General features: G+C 28.8%; 20 protein-coding genes. 17 read left to right on the forward strand and 3 right to left on the reverse strand.

Going from position 1 to position 15,850, the window contains the following annotated elements; genetic code table 11:
- Positions 1-6: 6 nt before the first annotated feature.
- The 12 genes from AC4FRL_RS02025 to AC4FRL_RS02080 all read left to right on the forward strand — a co-directional run bounded on the left by AC4FRL_RS02025 (position 7) and on the right by AC4FRL_RS02080 (position 10,034).
- A complete protein-coding gene (locus AC4FRL_RS02025; protein ID WP_491138376.1) occupies positions 7-819 on the forward strand; it encodes an RnfABCDGE type electron transport complex subunit B in 813 nt (270 codons plus the stop codon).
- An 81-nt stretch (positions 820-900) separates the two neighbouring features.
- Entirely contained in the window at positions 901-1,401 is a 501-nt protein-coding gene (locus AC4FRL_RS02030; protein WP_491138377.1) for a deoxycytidylate deaminase, read from the forward strand.
- Between the two features lie 167 nt (positions 1,402-1,568).
- Positions 1,569-2,033: a MarR family winged helix-turn-helix transcriptional regulator gene (locus tag AC4FRL_RS02035; protein ID WP_491138379.1), complete on the forward strand. Its 465-nt coding sequence runs from the start codon at positions 1,569-1,571 to the stop codon at positions 2,031-2,033.
- Position 2,034: 1 nt separating this feature from the next.
- Positions 2,035-3,009 (forward strand): beta-ketoacyl-ACP synthase III, encoded by a 975-nt coding sequence (locus AC4FRL_RS02040; protein WP_491138380.1) that lies wholly within the window; start codon positions 2,035-2,037, stop codon positions 3,007-3,009.
- A gap of 94 nt (positions 3,010-3,103) precedes the next feature.
- Positions 3,104-4,048 carry an ACP S-malonyltransferase gene (gene fabD / locus AC4FRL_RS02045; RefSeq protein ID WP_491138381.1) on the forward strand — a complete coding sequence of 315 codons (945 nt, stop codon included), beginning with the start codon at positions 3,104-3,106 and terminating at the stop codon, positions 4,046-4,048.
- A 3-nt stretch (positions 4,049-4,051) separates the two neighbouring features.
- Positions 4,052-4,792, forward strand: coding sequence for a 3-oxoacyl-[acyl-carrier-protein] reductase (gene fabG / locus AC4FRL_RS02050; protein WP_491138382.1), 741 nt, complete (start codon positions 4,052-4,054; stop codon positions 4,790-4,792).
- Positions 4,793-4,806: 14 nt separating this feature from the next.
- On the forward strand, positions 4,807-6,048 hold the full coding sequence (gene fabF, locus AC4FRL_RS02055; RefSeq protein ID WP_491138383.1) for a beta-ketoacyl-ACP synthase II: 1,242 nt from the start codon (positions 4,807-4,809) through the stop codon (positions 6,046-6,048).
- Between the two features lie 11 nt (positions 6,049-6,059).
- Entirely contained in the window at positions 6,060-6,569 is a 510-nt protein-coding gene (gene accB, locus AC4FRL_RS02060; RefSeq protein ID WP_491138384.1) for an acetyl-CoA carboxylase biotin carboxyl carrier protein, read from the forward strand.
- A 2-nt stretch (positions 6,570-6,571) separates the two neighbouring features.
- Positions 6,572-6,991 (forward strand): 3-hydroxyacyl-ACP dehydratase FabZ, encoded by a 420-nt coding sequence (fabZ, locus tag AC4FRL_RS02065; protein ID WP_491138386.1) that lies wholly within the window; start codon positions 6,572-6,574, stop codon positions 6,989-6,991.
- 11 nt (positions 6,992-7,002) lie between these two features.
- Complete coding sequence (locus AC4FRL_RS02070) at positions 7,003-8,355, forward strand: acetyl-CoA carboxylase biotin carboxylase subunit (RefSeq protein ID WP_491138387.1); 1,353 nt, start codon at positions 7,003-7,005, stop codon at positions 8,353-8,355.
- Positions 8,348-9,226: an acetyl-CoA carboxylase, carboxyltransferase subunit beta gene (gene accD / locus AC4FRL_RS02075; protein ID WP_491138388.1), complete on the forward strand. Its 879-nt coding sequence runs from the start codon at positions 8,348-8,350 to the stop codon at positions 9,224-9,226. The genes AC4FRL_RS02070 and accD overlap by 8 nt, the downstream gene beginning before the upstream one ends.
- On the forward strand, positions 9,219-10,034 hold the full coding sequence (locus AC4FRL_RS02080) for an acetyl-CoA carboxylase carboxyltransferase subunit alpha (protein ID WP_491138389.1): 816 nt from the start codon (positions 9,219-9,221) through the stop codon (positions 10,032-10,034). The genes accD and AC4FRL_RS02080 overlap by 8 nt, the downstream gene beginning before the upstream one ends.
- A 46-nt stretch (positions 10,035-10,080) precedes the next feature.
- Here the strand turns inward: AC4FRL_RS02080 and AC4FRL_RS02085 are convergent, their stop codons facing one another.
- On the reverse strand, positions 10,081-10,470 hold the full coding sequence (locus tag AC4FRL_RS02085) for a PadR family transcriptional regulator (RefSeq protein ID WP_491138390.1): 390 nt from the start codon (positions 10,468-10,470) through the stop codon (positions 10,081-10,083).
- Positions 10,471-10,593: 123 nt separating this feature from the next.
- On the opposite strand from AC4FRL_RS02085, the gene AC4FRL_RS02090 reads away from it, so the two are divergent.
- On the forward strand, positions 10,594-10,815 hold the full coding sequence (locus tag AC4FRL_RS02090; protein WP_491138391.1) for a hypothetical protein: 222 nt from the start codon (positions 10,594-10,596) through the stop codon (positions 10,813-10,815).
- Between the two features lie 37 nt (positions 10,816-10,852).
- On the opposite strand, the gene AC4FRL_RS02095 is transcribed toward AC4FRL_RS02090, so the two are convergent.
- Positions 10,853-11,671, reverse strand: coding sequence for a TIM barrel protein (locus tag AC4FRL_RS02095; protein ID WP_491138393.1), 819 nt, complete (start codon positions 11,669-11,671; stop codon positions 10,853-10,855).
- Positions 11,672-11,887: 216 nt separating this feature from the next.
- On the opposite strand from AC4FRL_RS02095, the gene AC4FRL_RS02100 reads away from it, so the two are divergent.
- Genes AC4FRL_RS02100 through AC4FRL_RS02110 form a run of 3 tightly spaced genes read left to right on the forward strand, consistent with a single transcriptional unit; the run spans position 11,888 to position 14,059 of the window.
- Positions 11,888-12,598, forward strand: coding sequence for a pseudouridine synthase (locus AC4FRL_RS02100; protein ID WP_491138394.1), 711 nt, complete (start codon positions 11,888-11,890; stop codon positions 12,596-12,598).
- Positions 12,599-12,603: 5 nt separating this feature from the next.
- Positions 12,604-13,152: a tRNA 5-(aminomethyl)-2-thiouridylate-methyltransferase MnmM gene (gene mnmM, locus AC4FRL_RS02105; RefSeq protein ID WP_491138395.1), complete on the forward strand. Its 549-nt coding sequence runs from the start codon at positions 12,604-12,606 to the stop codon at positions 13,150-13,152.
- Positions 13,153-13,183: 31 nt separating this feature from the next.
- A complete protein-coding gene (locus AC4FRL_RS02110) occupies positions 13,184-14,059 on the forward strand; it encodes a MurR/RpiR family transcriptional regulator (protein ID WP_096515963.1) in 876 nt (291 codons plus the stop codon).
- Between the two features lie 166 nt (positions 14,060-14,225).
- Here the strand turns inward: AC4FRL_RS02110 and AC4FRL_RS02115 are convergent, their stop codons facing one another.
- On the reverse strand, positions 14,226-14,375 hold the full coding sequence (locus AC4FRL_RS02115) for a hypothetical protein (RefSeq protein ID WP_491138396.1): 150 nt from the start codon (positions 14,373-14,375) through the stop codon (positions 14,226-14,228).
- Positions 14,376-14,578: 203 nt separating this feature from the next.
- Here AC4FRL_RS02115 and AC4FRL_RS02120 point away from each other — a divergent pair, with 203 nt between their 5' ends.
- Positions 14,579-15,799, forward strand: a complete 1,221-nt coding sequence (locus AC4FRL_RS02120) for a BaiN/RdsA family NAD(P)/FAD-dependent oxidoreductase (protein WP_491138397.1) — start codon at positions 14,579-14,581, stop codon at positions 15,797-15,799.
- The last annotated feature ends 51 nt before the right edge of the window (positions 15,800-15,850 follow it).

The raw sequence follows: 15,850 nt of genomic DNA on the forward strand, positions 1-15,850 counted from the left end.
TTTAAAGTGGATTTTTCAAGTATATTTTATTCAATTTTAGTTTTAGGAATTTTAGGGTTAATTTTTGGGATAGTTTTAGGTTTTGCCTCTAAAAAATTCGAAGTTAAATTAGATGAAAGAATTATAAAGATAAGAGAAATTCTTCCTGGAGCAAATTGTGGAGGTTGTGGATACCCAGGGTGTGATGCCTATGCTAACGCTTTAGTTGAAGAAGGAGCTAGTGCTACACTTTGTGGTGTTGGTGGAAATGATGTATCTATTAAAATTGGAGAAATTTTAGGAAAAGAAATTACGCCTTTAGATAAGAAAGAGGAAAAGGTAGCTTTTGTAAAATGTATGGGGAATTGTGAAAATAAAAAGATTAACTTTAATCTTTCAGAGGCTAAAAATTGTGTAGAGGCTAAAAATTTATTAAAGGATAAAGAATATGAGGGCTGTAGTTTTAGCTGTTTTGGCTTAGGAAGTTGTAAAGAGGCTTGTAAATTTGATGCAATAATTATTGAAAATGGTATAGCAAGAATTGATTCTTCAAAATGTGTTTCTTGCAAAGCCTGTGTAAATGCTTGTCCACAAAATCTTATAGAAATAGTAAGTAAAGAGCAAAAAGTAATAGTTGCTTGTAATTCTAAGGATTTAGGAAAAGTTACAAATAAAAATTGTGCAGTAGGATGCATAGGATGTAAAATCTGTGAAAAAAATTGTCCTAGTGAGGCAATTAAAGTTTCTGATAATCTTGCAAAGATTGATTATGAAAAGTGTACTTCTTGCGAAATATGCTTAAATAAATGTCCTAAGAAAACAATTATATTAAAAAAATAAATCAAAGGAAAATTTAAAAATACTTGAAAAAAAATAAAAAAACTTTAAAATAAATGTTAAGTTTCTATTTAGGAGGTTAATATGATTAGCAAAAGAGAAGATTATATTTCATGGGATGAATATTTTATGGGAGTTGCCTTAATTAGTGCAAAAAGAAGTAAGGATCCAAACACTCAAGTTGGAGCCTGTATAGTTGATAATGATAATAAAATAGTAGGTATTGGCTATAATGGTTTTCCAAAGGGGTGCTCAGATGATGATCTTCCCTGGGGAAATACAGGAGATTTTTTAGAAACAAAATATCCTTATGCATGTCATGCAGAGCTTAATGCTATTTTAAATAGTATAGGGAAAAATATTAAGGGCTGTAGATTATATGCTACATTATTTCCTTGTAATGAGTGTGCAAAAGCAATAATTCAATCAGGGATAAATGAAGTTATATATCTTTCAGATAAATATAAAGATACAGATATTGTTAAGGCATCTAAATTCATGTTTGATAAGGCAAATATAAAATACAGATACTTAGGCAGTAAAAGAGAGAATTTATTAATATCCTTTAATCCAGAAGATGTTTAAAATATCACCCCATAGTTTAAAACTATGGGGTTTATTTTAAAGAAAATTCATATATAGTTGACAATTTTTTGGGAATATAGTATATTTTGAATATCAAAATATTTAGTTTGATATTCAAAATATTTAGATTTTTATCTAAGGATTTGAGTAAGGGAGAGTATTTTAACATGAAGGATAGTGAATTAGTATTAAATAATATTTTAGTTAAATTATTTAACAATATTTTAAGAATAGAGGAGTTTGCTTTAAAAACTTCACCTTTTAAAGATTTATCTATAACAGAGATGCATACTATAGAAGCTATAGGGATAAAAAGGGCAAGGACAATGTCAGAGGTAGCTTTAGACCTTAAGATAACTGTAGGTACTTTAACAACTGCTATAAACAAATTAATAAAAAAAGGTTATGTAAGTAGAAGAAGAATAGAAGAAGACAGAAGGGTTGTTATGATAGAACTTACTGAGAAAGGAACTCTAGCTTATAAAGTACATGAAAAATTTCATGAAGAAATGATAGACCATGTTTTAGAGGAACTAGGTGTTGGGGAAGAAGAGGTTTTAATAAGTTCTTTAGATAAGTTAGATAAGTTCTTTCAAAAGAAACTAGAACTTATGAAATCAAAGGAGATTTAATATGAAAAATGCTAAAATGATAGGCTTTGGTCTATATACACCTAAAAATTTAATTGAAAATGAAAGGTTACAAGAATTTTTAGAAACTAGTGATGAGTGGATTAGAACTAGAACTGGAATAGAAAGAAGATACATTTCTCTAGAGGAAAATACGTCTGATTTAGCTGTAGAGGCTAGTAAAAGAGCTTTAAAAGATGCTAAGCTAAAAGCTGAGGAGATAGATTTAATAATAGTAGCTACTGTAACACCAGATAATTTTACTCCATCAACAGCTTGTATAGTTCAAGCTAAATTAGGAGCTGAAAAGGCTTGGGCTTTTGATGTAAATGCTGCTTGTACTGGATTTATATATGCTCTTAAAATAGGAAGATCATTAATATCTTCAGGAGAAGCTAAAAATGCCTTAATAATAGGAGCAGAAACTTTATCAAAAGCTTTAAATTGGGAAGATAGAGGAAGCTGTGTTCTTTTTGGTGATGGTGCTGGTGCAACTGTTTTAACTGCTACAGAGGAGGATTGTGGAATAAAACATGTAGAGGTAAAATCAGATGGTTCTAAGGGGAATTCTTTGGTGATACAAGGATTACCTTTAAATAGTCCCTTTAAAGAAAGAAAAGATGTTTCTTCAAATTATATAAGTATGAATGGAAGAGAAATATTTAAGTTTGCTACAAAGGTTATGGAAGAGAGTATATTAGATATTTTAGAAAAAGAAAATATGAAAATAGATGATATAAAAGCTATAATTCCTCATCAAGCAAATTTAAGAATCATAGATTACGTTTCTAAGAAATTAGGTATAGAAAAAGAGAAATTTATAGTTAACCTTCAAAATTATGGAAACACATCTGGGGCTAGTATACCAATAGCTCTTTGTGAATATATAGAGGGTGGTAATTTAAAAAAAGGTGATAATATAATAATGGTAGGCTTTGGAGGAGGTCTTACTTGGGGGGCTGCTCTAATCAAATTATAATTTGAAAAACAAAAATATAGAAAATAATACTAAATAAGAATATAATTATAGATATATTTATTTTTAATCAGTTAATTTTTGGGAGGTATTTTTAATGGCTAAACTAGGATTTTTATTTGCAGGCCAAGGAGCCCAATACATAGGTATGGGAAAAGAGTTTTTTGACGAGTTTGAAGAAAGTAGAGAAGTTTTTAAGAAAAGTAGTGATGCTTTAGGCATTGATATGGAAGAACTTTGTTTTAATGACCCTAAGGGCTTATTAAATAAAACTGAATTTACTCAACCTGCAATAATAACTACAAATATGGCTATACTTGAAGCAATAAATAAATTAGGAATTAAATCTGATATAAGTTGTGGATTAAGTTTAGGAGAATATTCTGCTCTTATTCATAGTGGAGCCATTAATTTTGAAGATGGAGTTAAACTAGTAAAAAAAAGAGGGAAATTTATGCAAGAAGCTGTTGCAGAAGGTGTTGGAGGCATGGTAGCAGTTTTAAGAATGACACCAGAGCAGGTAGATGAAGTTATAAAAAAAGCTTCATCTTATGGAGTTGTTGAAGGTGCAAATTATAATTCACCAGGTCAAATAGTAATTTCTGGTGAGTTAGTTGCTTTAGAAAAAGCAATGGAATTTATTAAAGAAGTAGGGGGAAGAGCTATAAAGCTTCCAGTTTCAGCACCATTTCATTGTTCAATGTTACAGCCAGCAGCTGAAAAATTAGAAGAGGAATTAAAGAAAATTCCTATAGGAAAAATAAAGGGAACTGTTATGTCTAACGTAAAGGGTGATGCCTATTTAGAGGATGATGACATAATAGAACTTTTAACTTCTCAAGTAAAAAAACCTGTATTATTTATAAATGATATAGAAAAGATGATTGAAAGTGGTGTAGATACTTTTATTGAAATAGGTCCTGGTAAAACTTTAAGTGGCTTTGTGAAAAAAATAAATAAAAATGTTACAGTACTTAATGTTGAGGATTTAAAGTCTTTAGAAAAAACATTATCAAAATTAAAAGATATGGAGGTACTTTAATTTATGTTAAAAGATAAGGTAGCAGTAATAACTGGTGGAACAAGAGGTATTGGTAGAGCTATAGCCTTGAAGTTAGCAGAGTGTGGAGCTAATGTTGTTATAAATTATAGAAGCTCTGATAATGAAGCAGAAGAATTAAAAACTATTTTAGAAGAAAAGGGAGTAGAGGTTCTTACTGTAAAAGGAGATATAAGTAAATTTGAAGATTCTAAAAATCTTATAGAGAAGTGTATAGAAACTTTTGGTAAAATAGATATACTTGTAAATAATGCTGGTATAACAAAAGATACATTAATAATGAGAATGAAAGAAGAAGATTTTGATAAAGTAATAGAAGTTAATTTAAAAGGAACATTTAATTGTGCAAAACATGCTTCTGCCATAATGTTGAAACAAAGGTTTGGTAAAATAATAAATATGACATCAGTTGTAGGTATTGCTGGAAATGCTGGTCAAGTAAATTATTCAGCATCAAAAGCTGGAGTTATAGGACTTACTAAATCATTAGCTAGAGAATTAGGAAGTAGAGGAATAACTGTAAATGCTGTTGCACCAGGATTTATAAAGACAGATATGACAGCTTCTTTATCAGAAAAGGTTAAAGATGAGGTTTCAAAAAATATTCCTCTTAAGAGACTTGGAAATCCTGAGGATGTTGCTAATTTAGTAAAATTCTTAGCTTCAGATGAAGCAAATTATATAACAGGTCAAGTCATAAATGTAGATGGCGGAATGGTAATGTAGGAGGATTTAGGCATATGGAAAACAGAGTTGTTATAACTGGATTAGGTGCTGTAACACCTATTGGAAATAATGTTAAGGAGTTTTGGGAAAATTCAAAAAAGGGTCTTTGTGGAATTGATGAAATAACTTTATTTGATGCTAGTGATTATAAAGTTAAAATTGCAGCAGAAGTTAAAAATTTTAAAGCAGAAGATTTTATGGATAGAAAAGAAGCAAAACGTTTAGATAGATTTACTCATTTTGCTTTAGCTGCAACAGAAGAAGCTATGAAAGATGCTAAGTTAGACTTAAAAGATAGTAATATAGACCCTAATAGAGTTGGAGTTATAGTTGGCTCTGGAATTGGAGGATATGGAACTTTAGAAGCACAGTTTGATGTATTATTAACTAAAGGGCCAAATAGAGTATCACCTTTTGCAATACCTGCTGGAATAATAAATTTAGTAGCAGGTAATATAGCTATTAAATATGGTGCAAAGGGAATTTGTGAATCTTTAGTTACTGCTTGTGCTACAGGAGTTAGTTCTATAGGAGCAGCCTATAGAAATATAAAACATGGATATTCAGATATAATAATAACAGGTGGTTCAGAAGCTGCTATAACAAGAGCAGCTATTGCTGGATTTACTAATCTTAAAGCTTTAAATACTGGAAATAATCCAAAAAGAGCATCAATTCCTTTTGATAAGGAGAGAGCTGGTTTTGTAATGGGAGAAGGAGCTGGTATACTAATATTAGAGAGCTTAGAGAGTGCAAAGAAAAGAGGAGCTAAAATTTACGGAGAAATAATAGGCTATGGAGCAACTTGTGATGCATATCATATAACTTCACCAGACCCAGAAGGAGATGGAGCAAGAAGAGCAATAGAAGCTGCTATAGAAGAAGGAAAAATTGATAAAAATGAAGTTTCTTATATAAACGCTCATGGAACAAGTACTCCTTTAAATGATAAATTTGAAACTTTAGCAATTAAGGGTTGTTTTGGTGAAAAAGCATATGATATTCCAGTTTCATCAACTAAATCAATGACAGGACACTTACTAGGTGCAGCAGGGGCTATAGAGTCTGTAATATGTGTTAAAGCTTTAGAAGAAGGATTTGTTCCACCTACTATAGGATATAAAGTTCCTGATGAAGACTGTGATTTAGATTATGTTGTTAATGAAGGTAGAGAAGCAGATTTAAAATATGCTATTAATAATGCTTTAGGCTTTGGAGGACATAATGCCTCATTATTATTTAAAAAGTGGGATTAGGAGTTGAATTTATGAATCTTAAGGAGATTAAAGAGCTTATAGATAAAATCGATTCTTCTAATATTGCTTATTTTGAAGTTAAGTTAGATAATTCATATATAAAAATGGATAAATCTTTAACTAGAAGTATATCTAAAGAGAATAAAGCTTCAAATCTAGAAGAAATAGATAAAATAGAAAAAATCGAGAAATTTGAAAATTTAGATGAAAAAACTATATCTGTTTCAGAGTTAGAAGAAGTTAGCTCACATTCAAATGAAGAAATTATTGATGAAGAAGACTTATACATAGTAACTTCTCCAATGGTTGGAACATTTTATGAATCACCAGGGGTTGGAGAGGAAAGTTATGTCTCTATAGGAAGTAAAGTTTCTAAGGGAGATACTTTATGTATAATTGAAGCCATGAAACTTATGAACGAAATTGAAAGTGAAGAAGCTGGAGAAATTGTTGACATTTTAGTTAGAAATGGTAATATGGTTGAATATGGTCAACCTTTATTTAAGATTAGGAGAGCTTAGTTATGATGAATATAAATGAAATTAAAAAAATATTACCTCATAGATATCCTTTTTTATTAGTTGATAAAGTTGAGGAAATAACAGATACAAAGGTAGTTGCATATAAGAATGTAACTATAAATGAACCTTTTTTTCAAGGACATTTTCCTGAATATCCAGTAATGCCAGGAGTTTTAATTGTGGAAGCCTTAGCACAAGCTGGTGCTATAGCTCTTTTAAACAAAGAAGAATTTAAAGGTAAAACTCCTTTCTTTGCTGGAATAGATAAGGTAAGATTTAAAAAACAAGTTTTACCAGGAGATACTTTAAAACTTGAAGTTGAAATAATTAAATTAAGAGGAAGTATTGGATTTGGTAAAGCGAAGGCTACTGTTGATGGAAAAATCGCTTGTTCTGGAGAAATTATGTTTGCAATAGGTTAGGTGATTTAATTATGTTTAAGAAAGTATTAATAGCAAATAGAGGTGAAATAGCTGTTAGAATAATTAGAGCTTGTAGAGAATTAGGTATTCTTACTGTTGCGGTTTATTCAGAAATAGATAAAGATGCACTGCATGTTCAGTTAGCTGATGAGTCTGTTTGCATAGGACCGTGGAATTCTAAAGAGAGCTATTTAAATATTCAAAATATTTTAAGTGCCTGTGTTTTAACAGGAGCTGAAGCTATTCATCCAGGATTTGGATTTTTATCTGAGAATCCAAGATTTGCTAAAATGTGCGAAGAGTGCAACATTGAATTTATTGGTCCTAACTGGAGAGCTATAGAGCGTATGGGAAATAAGGCTATGGCAAGAGAGATAATGAAAAAAGCAGGTGTTCCTGTTGTTCCTGGGTATGAAGGTGAAATTGATAGCCAAGAGACTGCTTTAAAAATAGCTAAAGAAATTGGATTTCCTGTAATGGTAAAAGCTTCATCAGGCGGTGGTGGAAAAGGTATTAGAATAGTTTATGATGAGTTAGACTTTATTTCTAGTTATAATACTGCTAAATCAGAGGCTTTAGCAAATTTTGGAGACGATAAAATATATATTGAAAAGTTTATAGAAAGTCCAAAACATATAGAAGTTCAATTATTATGTGATAAGTATGGAAATTCAGTTCAACTTTTTGAGAGAGATTGTTCAGCTCAAAGAAAAAATCAAAAAGTTTTAGAAGAGGCTCCTTCAGCTATTTTAACTGAAGAAGAAAGAAAAAAATTAGGAGAAATAGCTCTTAAGGCAGCAAAGGCTGTAAATTATAGTAATGCTGGAACTATTGAGTTTTTGCGTGATAAAAATGGTGAATTTTATTTTATGGAAATGAACACAAGAATACAGGTTGAACATCCAATAACTGAAATGATAACTGGTGTTGACATAGTTAAAGAACAAATAAAAATCGCTTATGGCAAAAAATTAGATATAACTCAAGAAGATTTAAAAATAACAGGTCATTCCATAGAGTGTAGAATAAATGCTGAGGACCCTAGTAAAAACTTTATGCCTTGCCCAGGTCTTATAAGAGATGTTAACTTTCCTGGAGGCTTTGGTGTTAGGTTAGATACAGCAATTTACTCAGGATATAAAATTCCTTATTGCTATGATTCTATGATAGGGAAATTAATAGTACATGGAAAAGACCGTAACGAAGCTATTGCTAAAATGAAGAGAGCTTTAGATGAATTTGTTATAGATGGTATAACAACTAATATAGATTATCACTTTTTAATATTAGAAAATGAAGAGTTTGAAAAGGGTACTTATACTACTTCATTTTTATCTGAAAAGTTGGTGAATAAGTATGATTAAGAATTTTTTAAACAAAAGAAAGTATATAACTGTTAGTTCTGTTGAGTTAAATGATTCAGAATTAAAAGAAGGAGATAAACCTAATATACCCTCTGGTATGTGGAGTAAGTGCGAAAAGTGTGGAGAAATTTTATATACTGAAGATTTAAAGGAAAATTTTAATGTATGTCCTAGTTGTGGATATCATTTTAAGTTAAGTGCTATTGAGAGAATTAACTATTTAGTTGATGAAAATACTTTTATAGAATTTGATAAAAAACTAGTTGGAAAAAATCCTTTAGATTTTAATGGGTATGAAGAAAAAATAAGAGCATATCAAAAAAAGAGTAACTTAAAAGAAGCTGTTTTAACAGGAGAAGCTTATATTGCACAAAGAAAAGTAGTTCTTTGTGTAATGGATTCTAATTTTATGATGGGTAGTATGGGAACGGCTGTAGGAGAAAAAATTACAAGGGCTATAGAGTATGCAACTAAAAATAAATTACCCTTAATAATATTTACTTGTTCTGGTGGAGCAAGAATGCAAGAGGGTATATATTCTCTTATGCAAATGGCTAAAATTAGTGGAGCAATTTATAGACATAGTAGTGAAAATTTATTATATATTACTGTATTAACTAATCCAACTACTGGAGGAGTAACTGCAAGCTTTGCTATGGAAGGTGATATTATATTAAGTGAGCCAGGTTGTTTAGTTGGTTTTGCAGGAAGAAGAGTAATAGAAGGGACTATTAATGAAAAATTACCAGATGATTTTCAAACAGCAGAATTTTTGCTAGAAAAAGGATTTATAGATAAGATTGTACAAAGAAAAGATTTAAAACAAATAATAACTTCCCTTCTAAGAATGCATGAGGTGAATTATGAGTAGAGAACTAATAAGAACATTAGATGCATGGAATAAAGTTAAAATTGCGAGAGACCCTAACCGTCCTAATGCTAAATTTTATATAGAGGAAATTTTTGATGAATTTATAGAACTTCATGGTGATAGAACCTATGGAGATGATAAAGCTGTAATAGGTGGAATAGCTCTTTTAAATAATTTAAGTTTTACTGTAGTAGGAATATGCAAAGGTGAAAACACAAAAGAAAATATAAAAAGAAATTTTGGAATGCCTCATCCTGAAGGATATAGAAAAGCTTTAAGACTTATGAAACAAGCAGAAAAGTTTAAAAGACCTGTAATATGTTTTGTAGATACGCCAGGTGCCTTTTGTGGTATAGGAGCTGAGGAGAGAGGACAAGGTCAAGCCATAGCTCAAAATTTATTAGAGATTATGGGATTAAAGGTTCCTGTAATTTCAATAATTATTGGTGAAGGTGGAAGTGGAGGTGCTTTAGCTTTAGCTGTTGCAGATAAAGTATTTATGCTAGAGCATTCTATATATTCTATACTGTCTCCTGAAGGATTTGCATCTATATTATGGAAAGATGCTTCAAGAGCTGAGGAAGCAGCAAATGTTATGAAAATAACTGCACAGGATTTAAAAGCTTTTAACATAATTGATAAAATTATAAAAGAACCTAGAGGGGGAGCGCATAAAAATCCAAGTAAAACAGCTCAAAATATTAAAAAAGTAATTTTGGAAAGTTTATCTGAAATGAAAGGTAAGGATTTAAAAAGCTTATTAGATGAGAGATATAATAAATATAGAAATGTAGAAAAAAATTTATAAAATAAAAAACACATGAGATTTATCTCATGTGTTTTTTATTAAAAGCTTATTTTGTAAGCATTTTAATTAATATATCTATTATAGACTTATTTTTTCTTAAAGCATCTACATAATTAGCAACATGAAGTCTGTAGTATTCTTTACCTTCATCTGTTATTCTATACATTTTTTTAGTTCTTTTATTTATAAAGTCATCACCAATCCAATAACTTGTAACTAGCCCCTTTTGTTCTAAATCGTAAAGGGTATCATATATGGTGCTAGATGATACTGGAAAGGGAAGGGGAGCACTAGAGAACTCATCTCTAAAAGCTTCTAAGACTTTGTTTCCAAAAATTTCATTTCCTTTTGAAAGTTCCTTTAATACATAGAAAGAATACAATTGTTTTGCATTTATAATATTTCTTGGTGCAACCATACGGGTTCTTTTGTCCAAAAAAACATCACCTCCTAATTACATTTTATATTATAAGTATAACTCAATTTATTATAAAAAGTAATTAACAAATTATTATTTGTTGAATATACTGTACTATACAGAAGAAACGAGGTGTATATTATGTCAAGAAAATGCTGTAGCTATAATTCTTGTAATTATTGCCAAGGAAATTATTACCCTTATAATTATAGAAATAATTGTAATAGTTATAATAATTATAATAGATGTTGTAATTATGGGAATTTAAATAATTGTGGCTTTGGAAATTATAATAGCTTTCCATTACTATGGCTTCTACTATTAAGTGGAGGATTTGATGGTTGTGGAGGAAATTGGTTTTAAATAAATATTAAATTATAAGATAGGAATTTTTCCTATCTTATAATTTTTCATAAGTTTCTTTTAGTAAAAGGGCATCTTTTTCTAAAAGTGGGCTTTCGCATATTATACATCCTTTTACTTTATAATCCTTAAGTGCTCTTAGACATTCAACAAAGTTAAAATCACTTTCTAAAAAGGGCAAGTGATTTCTTTCACCTTTAGCTGTATAATGTATTCCAGACATATGAATATGTAAATCTTCTAAAGCTTCTTCTCCTAAATTATTTTTTACATATTCTAAAATCTCTGCAAAATCTTTATATTCTTTTAAGGCACCAATTCCTCTAGCATGAAGGTGAGAAAAATCAATGCATAATTTACAACTTGGAACTTCTTTGCATATATTGACTAGTTCTTCTAAATTTCCAAATTGTGTTCCTTTTCCTGTAGTTTCTAATCTATAATCTACTCCTTCATAGGGAAGTTTTTTTAAATTTCTTTTTATTTCTTCTAAAGTATCTTCCTTTGAGGCTTTTAAATAAAAGCCAGGATGAAATACTAAGCTTCTACCTCCGACACTTTTTAGTGCTTCAGCTCCCTTTAGAATTCTTTCAATAGATTTTTCTTTTTTTTCCTCTTCTTCAGCATTTAAATTTATAAAATAAGAACCGTGAGCTGAAAGATAAAAATCATTTTTTTCTTTAGCTTCTATTATTTTATCTCTATTTTTAGCTGTAACGTTAACAGATCTTACAAAGGGAAGTTCCATTGCATCTAATCCAATTTTTTTTAAATATTCAATTCCTGTTGCATAGTTGAATTTTTGACCTTCTTCACCTAGGGGTAAACCAGAAATTCCGAATAAAAGTTTTTCCATTTTATCACCTCTTTAAAAAGTATAGCAAAACAGTAAGAATTCTTCAATATTGAGCAATTATTATTTAATATGAATTATAATCTATCAAATTTATTAATTTATATATAAATTTTCAAGTTTTTTTCAGAAAAAATGCAATTATTCTAAATAAATATTGCATTTTATATTATAGTTATTTAAAATTATTAATAGAAACTATCATATGGAGTGTGAAAAATGGAAGAAAGATTGCAAAAATACATGGCAAGGTGTGGAGTAGCATCAAGAAGAAAGTGTGAAGAAATAATTTGCAGTGGAAAAGTAAAGGTTAATGATGTTATTATAGATTCTCTTGGAAGTAAGATTAATCCAGAGATAGATATAGTAAAGGTTAATAATAAGGTAATAAGCCCTGAGGAAAATAAGCTTTATATAATGTTAAACAAACCTGAAGGGTATGTTACAACAAACAAAGATGAAAAAAATAGAAAAACTATTTTAGATATTGTAAAAGTTAATGAAAGAATATATCCTATAGGGAGACTTGATTACGATAGTTCAGGGTTACTTTTATTAACTAATGATGGAGAAATTTATAATAAAATAATACACCCAAGAGTTAATTTAAATAAAGAATATATTGCTTTAGTAAAAGGAATTTTTACAGAGGAAGAAATGAATAAATTCAAAAAAGGTGTAGATATTGGAGATTATAAAACAGCAGAGTGTGAAATAGAATTATTAGAAAAATATGCAAATAGCTGTAAAGTAAAGATAATTATTCATGAGGGTAAAAATAGACAAATAAGAAGAATGTGTTCAAGTTTTAATCATGAGGTAGTTTCTTTAAAAAGAGAGGCCATCGGAGAATTAACCTTAAAGAATTTAGAGAAAGGAGAATGGAGATACTTAAGTGATTCAGAGGTGAATTATATAAAATCTCTATAATAATTATGTTTAAATATGTATCTGATGTAAGTAATATATATCATAATATAATAAATTCTTTCGTAGAAAATAAAAGTGTAGCAATAGATGCTACCTTAGGAAATGGCCATGATTGTGATTTTTTAAGTGAGATTTTTAAAAAAGTTTATGCCTTTGATATACAAGAAGAGGCAATAAATTCATATAAATTAAAAAATAAAGAAAATGTTGAAGTTATTTTAGATTCTCATGAGAATTTTAAAGATTATATAAAAGAAGAGGTAAATTGTATAGTTTACAATTTAGGCTATCTTCCTGGAAATAATAAGGAGATAACTACGGTTTCACATAGCACCTTAAAAAGCATAGAAGTAGGATTGGATTTATTAGGTGATAATGGAATAATGATAATAGCCCTTTATAGTGGACATGAGGAAGGAAAGATAGAAAAAGAGGAAGTTATTAAATTTACAAGTAAATTACCTAAGAACAAATATGGAGTTTTACATAGTGAATTTATAAATAGAGCTAAAAGTGCTCCTTCCTTAGTTGTTATTGAAAAGAAATTTAAATAAGATTTAAGTAATTATAGAGAGGATTTTTAAAATGGAAAGTCAAGATTTAATGAGATTAATTCAAGTTAAGTTTCCAAAGCTTAGTAAAGGACAAAAGCTTATAGCTGAATATATATTAAAAAATTATGATAAGGCTGCATTTATGACAGCAGCTAAATTAGGAAATAATGTTGGTGTTAGTGAATCTACAGTTGTTAGATTTGCCACAGAGCTTGGATTTTCAGGATATCCAAAGTTGCAAAAAGCACTTCAGGAATTAATAAAAAACAAGTTAACTTCTGTTCAAAGATTAGAGTTATCAAATGACTTTATAAGTGAAGAAAATGCTCTAAAGGGTGTTTTAAAGGCTGATATAGAAAATATAAGAGCAACCTTAGAAAAAATAAATCATAAGACCTTTGATGAAGTTGTAAATGAAATATTCAAAGCTAAAAGAATATATATAATAGGACTTAGAAGTTCTACTGCCCTTGCAGAATTTTTAGGCTTTTACTTAAATCTAATATTAGATAATGTAAGAGTTGTTTCAAATGGTATAAGTGATACCTTTGAACAAATGCTTAATTTAGGAGAAGGAGATTTAGTAATAGGAATAGGATTTCCTCGTTATGCACTAAAAACAATAGATGCCTTAGAGTTTGCTAAAACAAGAAATGCTAAGATAGTCTCTATTACAGATAGTTTAATTTCTCCTTTAGCATCTCAATCTGACCATACACTTATAGCCCAGAGTAATATGGCTTCATTTGTAGATTCCTTAGTAGCACCTTTAAGTGTAATAAATGCTTTAATAATAGCAGTTGGTATAAGAGAGAAAGAAAAAATAACATCAACCTTTAGTGAACTAGAGAAAATATGGAAAGATTATAATGTATATTCATATAATAAAAATAATATAGAACCATAACAAAAAGCTATACAAAGGATATAAATTTTATTAAATAATTTAAATTATAAAGTTATATTCTTGTATAGCTTAAATTTTATAAATCACATAAAAAATCAAGGACATAACAAGTTTCTATAGTTATATAAACATAAGAAATTAGCTTTATAATCATATCTCTTATAATTTATTCTATATTAAATAACCATTTTATTAATAATTTAAATTTAGGCTTATTTAAACTATATAACATAAAAATTGATACTAAAAAGACACTTAAAAATATTATTATTAATACTAATAATCCTAAAGCAGGATTTCCAATTATGAAATTCATTAACTACATCTTCTTTCTTAATAAACTCTTAATTAAATTATAAAATTTTTAAAAATAAAAATCTAGTTAAATTGTAAATACTTAACTTATTCTTCTTGTAAACACTAAAATTTTATATTTATCTTTACTTATACCTTTGTTGACAAATGTATTTAATAAAGTTTATTATTAGTTTGATTCAATTAAATTAAGGAGCTGATAAATTGGCTAAAGTAATAGTTATAGGTGCTGGTCCAGCTGGAATGATGGCAGCCATATCTGCAGCAGAAAATCATGATGTTATCCTTTTAGAAGGAAACGAGAGAATAGGAAAAAAACTATTTATTACAGGTAAAGGAAGATGTAATGTAACAAATGCTAGGGATATAAGTGAATTTTTTGATTTTATACCAGGAAATCCACACTTTTTATATAGTGCATTATATACATACACAAATATTGATGTAATGAATTTTTTTGAAAATGCTGGAGTTAAGTTAAAAGTAGAGAGAGGGTCTAGAGTATTCCCAAATTCAGATAAATCTTCGGATATAATAAGTGGTTTATCAAAAAAATTAAAGGAAGAGGGAGTAGACCTAAGATTACATAGTAAAGTTAAAGATGTTATTTTTAATAATAATAAAATAGATGCTGTTATTTTAGAGAATGGTTCAATTATTAAAGGAGACTATTTTATAATAACAACAGGAGGAAAATCATATCCTTTAACTGGTTCTACAGGAATAGGTTTTGATTTGGCTAAAAAGATGGGACACACTATAATAGAACCTAAGCCATCTTTAGTCCCTATAGAAATAAAGGATGAATGGGCTCATAAATTACAAGGGCTCTCTCTTAGAAATATAGAACTTAAAATAAGAAATAAAAAAAATTCTAAAATAGTTTATAGTGGACAGGGAGAAATGCTATTTACTCATTTTGGAATATCAGGACCTCTTGTTTTAAGTGGAAGCAGATTTATAAAAGAAGGAGAAAAGTTTGAAATATCTTTAGATTTAAAACCAGCTTTAGAAGAAAAGCAGTTAGATTTAAGACTTCAAAAGGATTTTAAAAAGAATTTAAATAAAGATTTTAAAAATTCTTTAGATGAACTTTTACCAAAGAAGCTTATACCTATTATTATAGAATTATCTAATATAGATGAAAATAAAAAGGTTAACTCTATAACTAAAGAGGAAAGAAAAACATTATTAAACTTATTAAAAAATTTAACTTTAGAAGTAAAAGGATTAAGAGATATAAAGGAAGCTATTGTTACAGCGGGGGGAGTCTCAACTAAAGAAATAGACCCTTCAACTATGCAATCAAAAATCATTAATAATCTTTATTTTGCTGGAGAAGTTATAGATGTAGATGCCTTTACAGGAGGATTTAATGTTCAAATAGCCTTATCAACAGGATATTTAGCAGGAAAATCAATTTAAATTTATAATTATCTAATAAAGTTAATAAAAGGTTTATTAGTTTATAATAAG

Source organism: Clostridium sp. TJA032 (assembly GCF_058310275.1).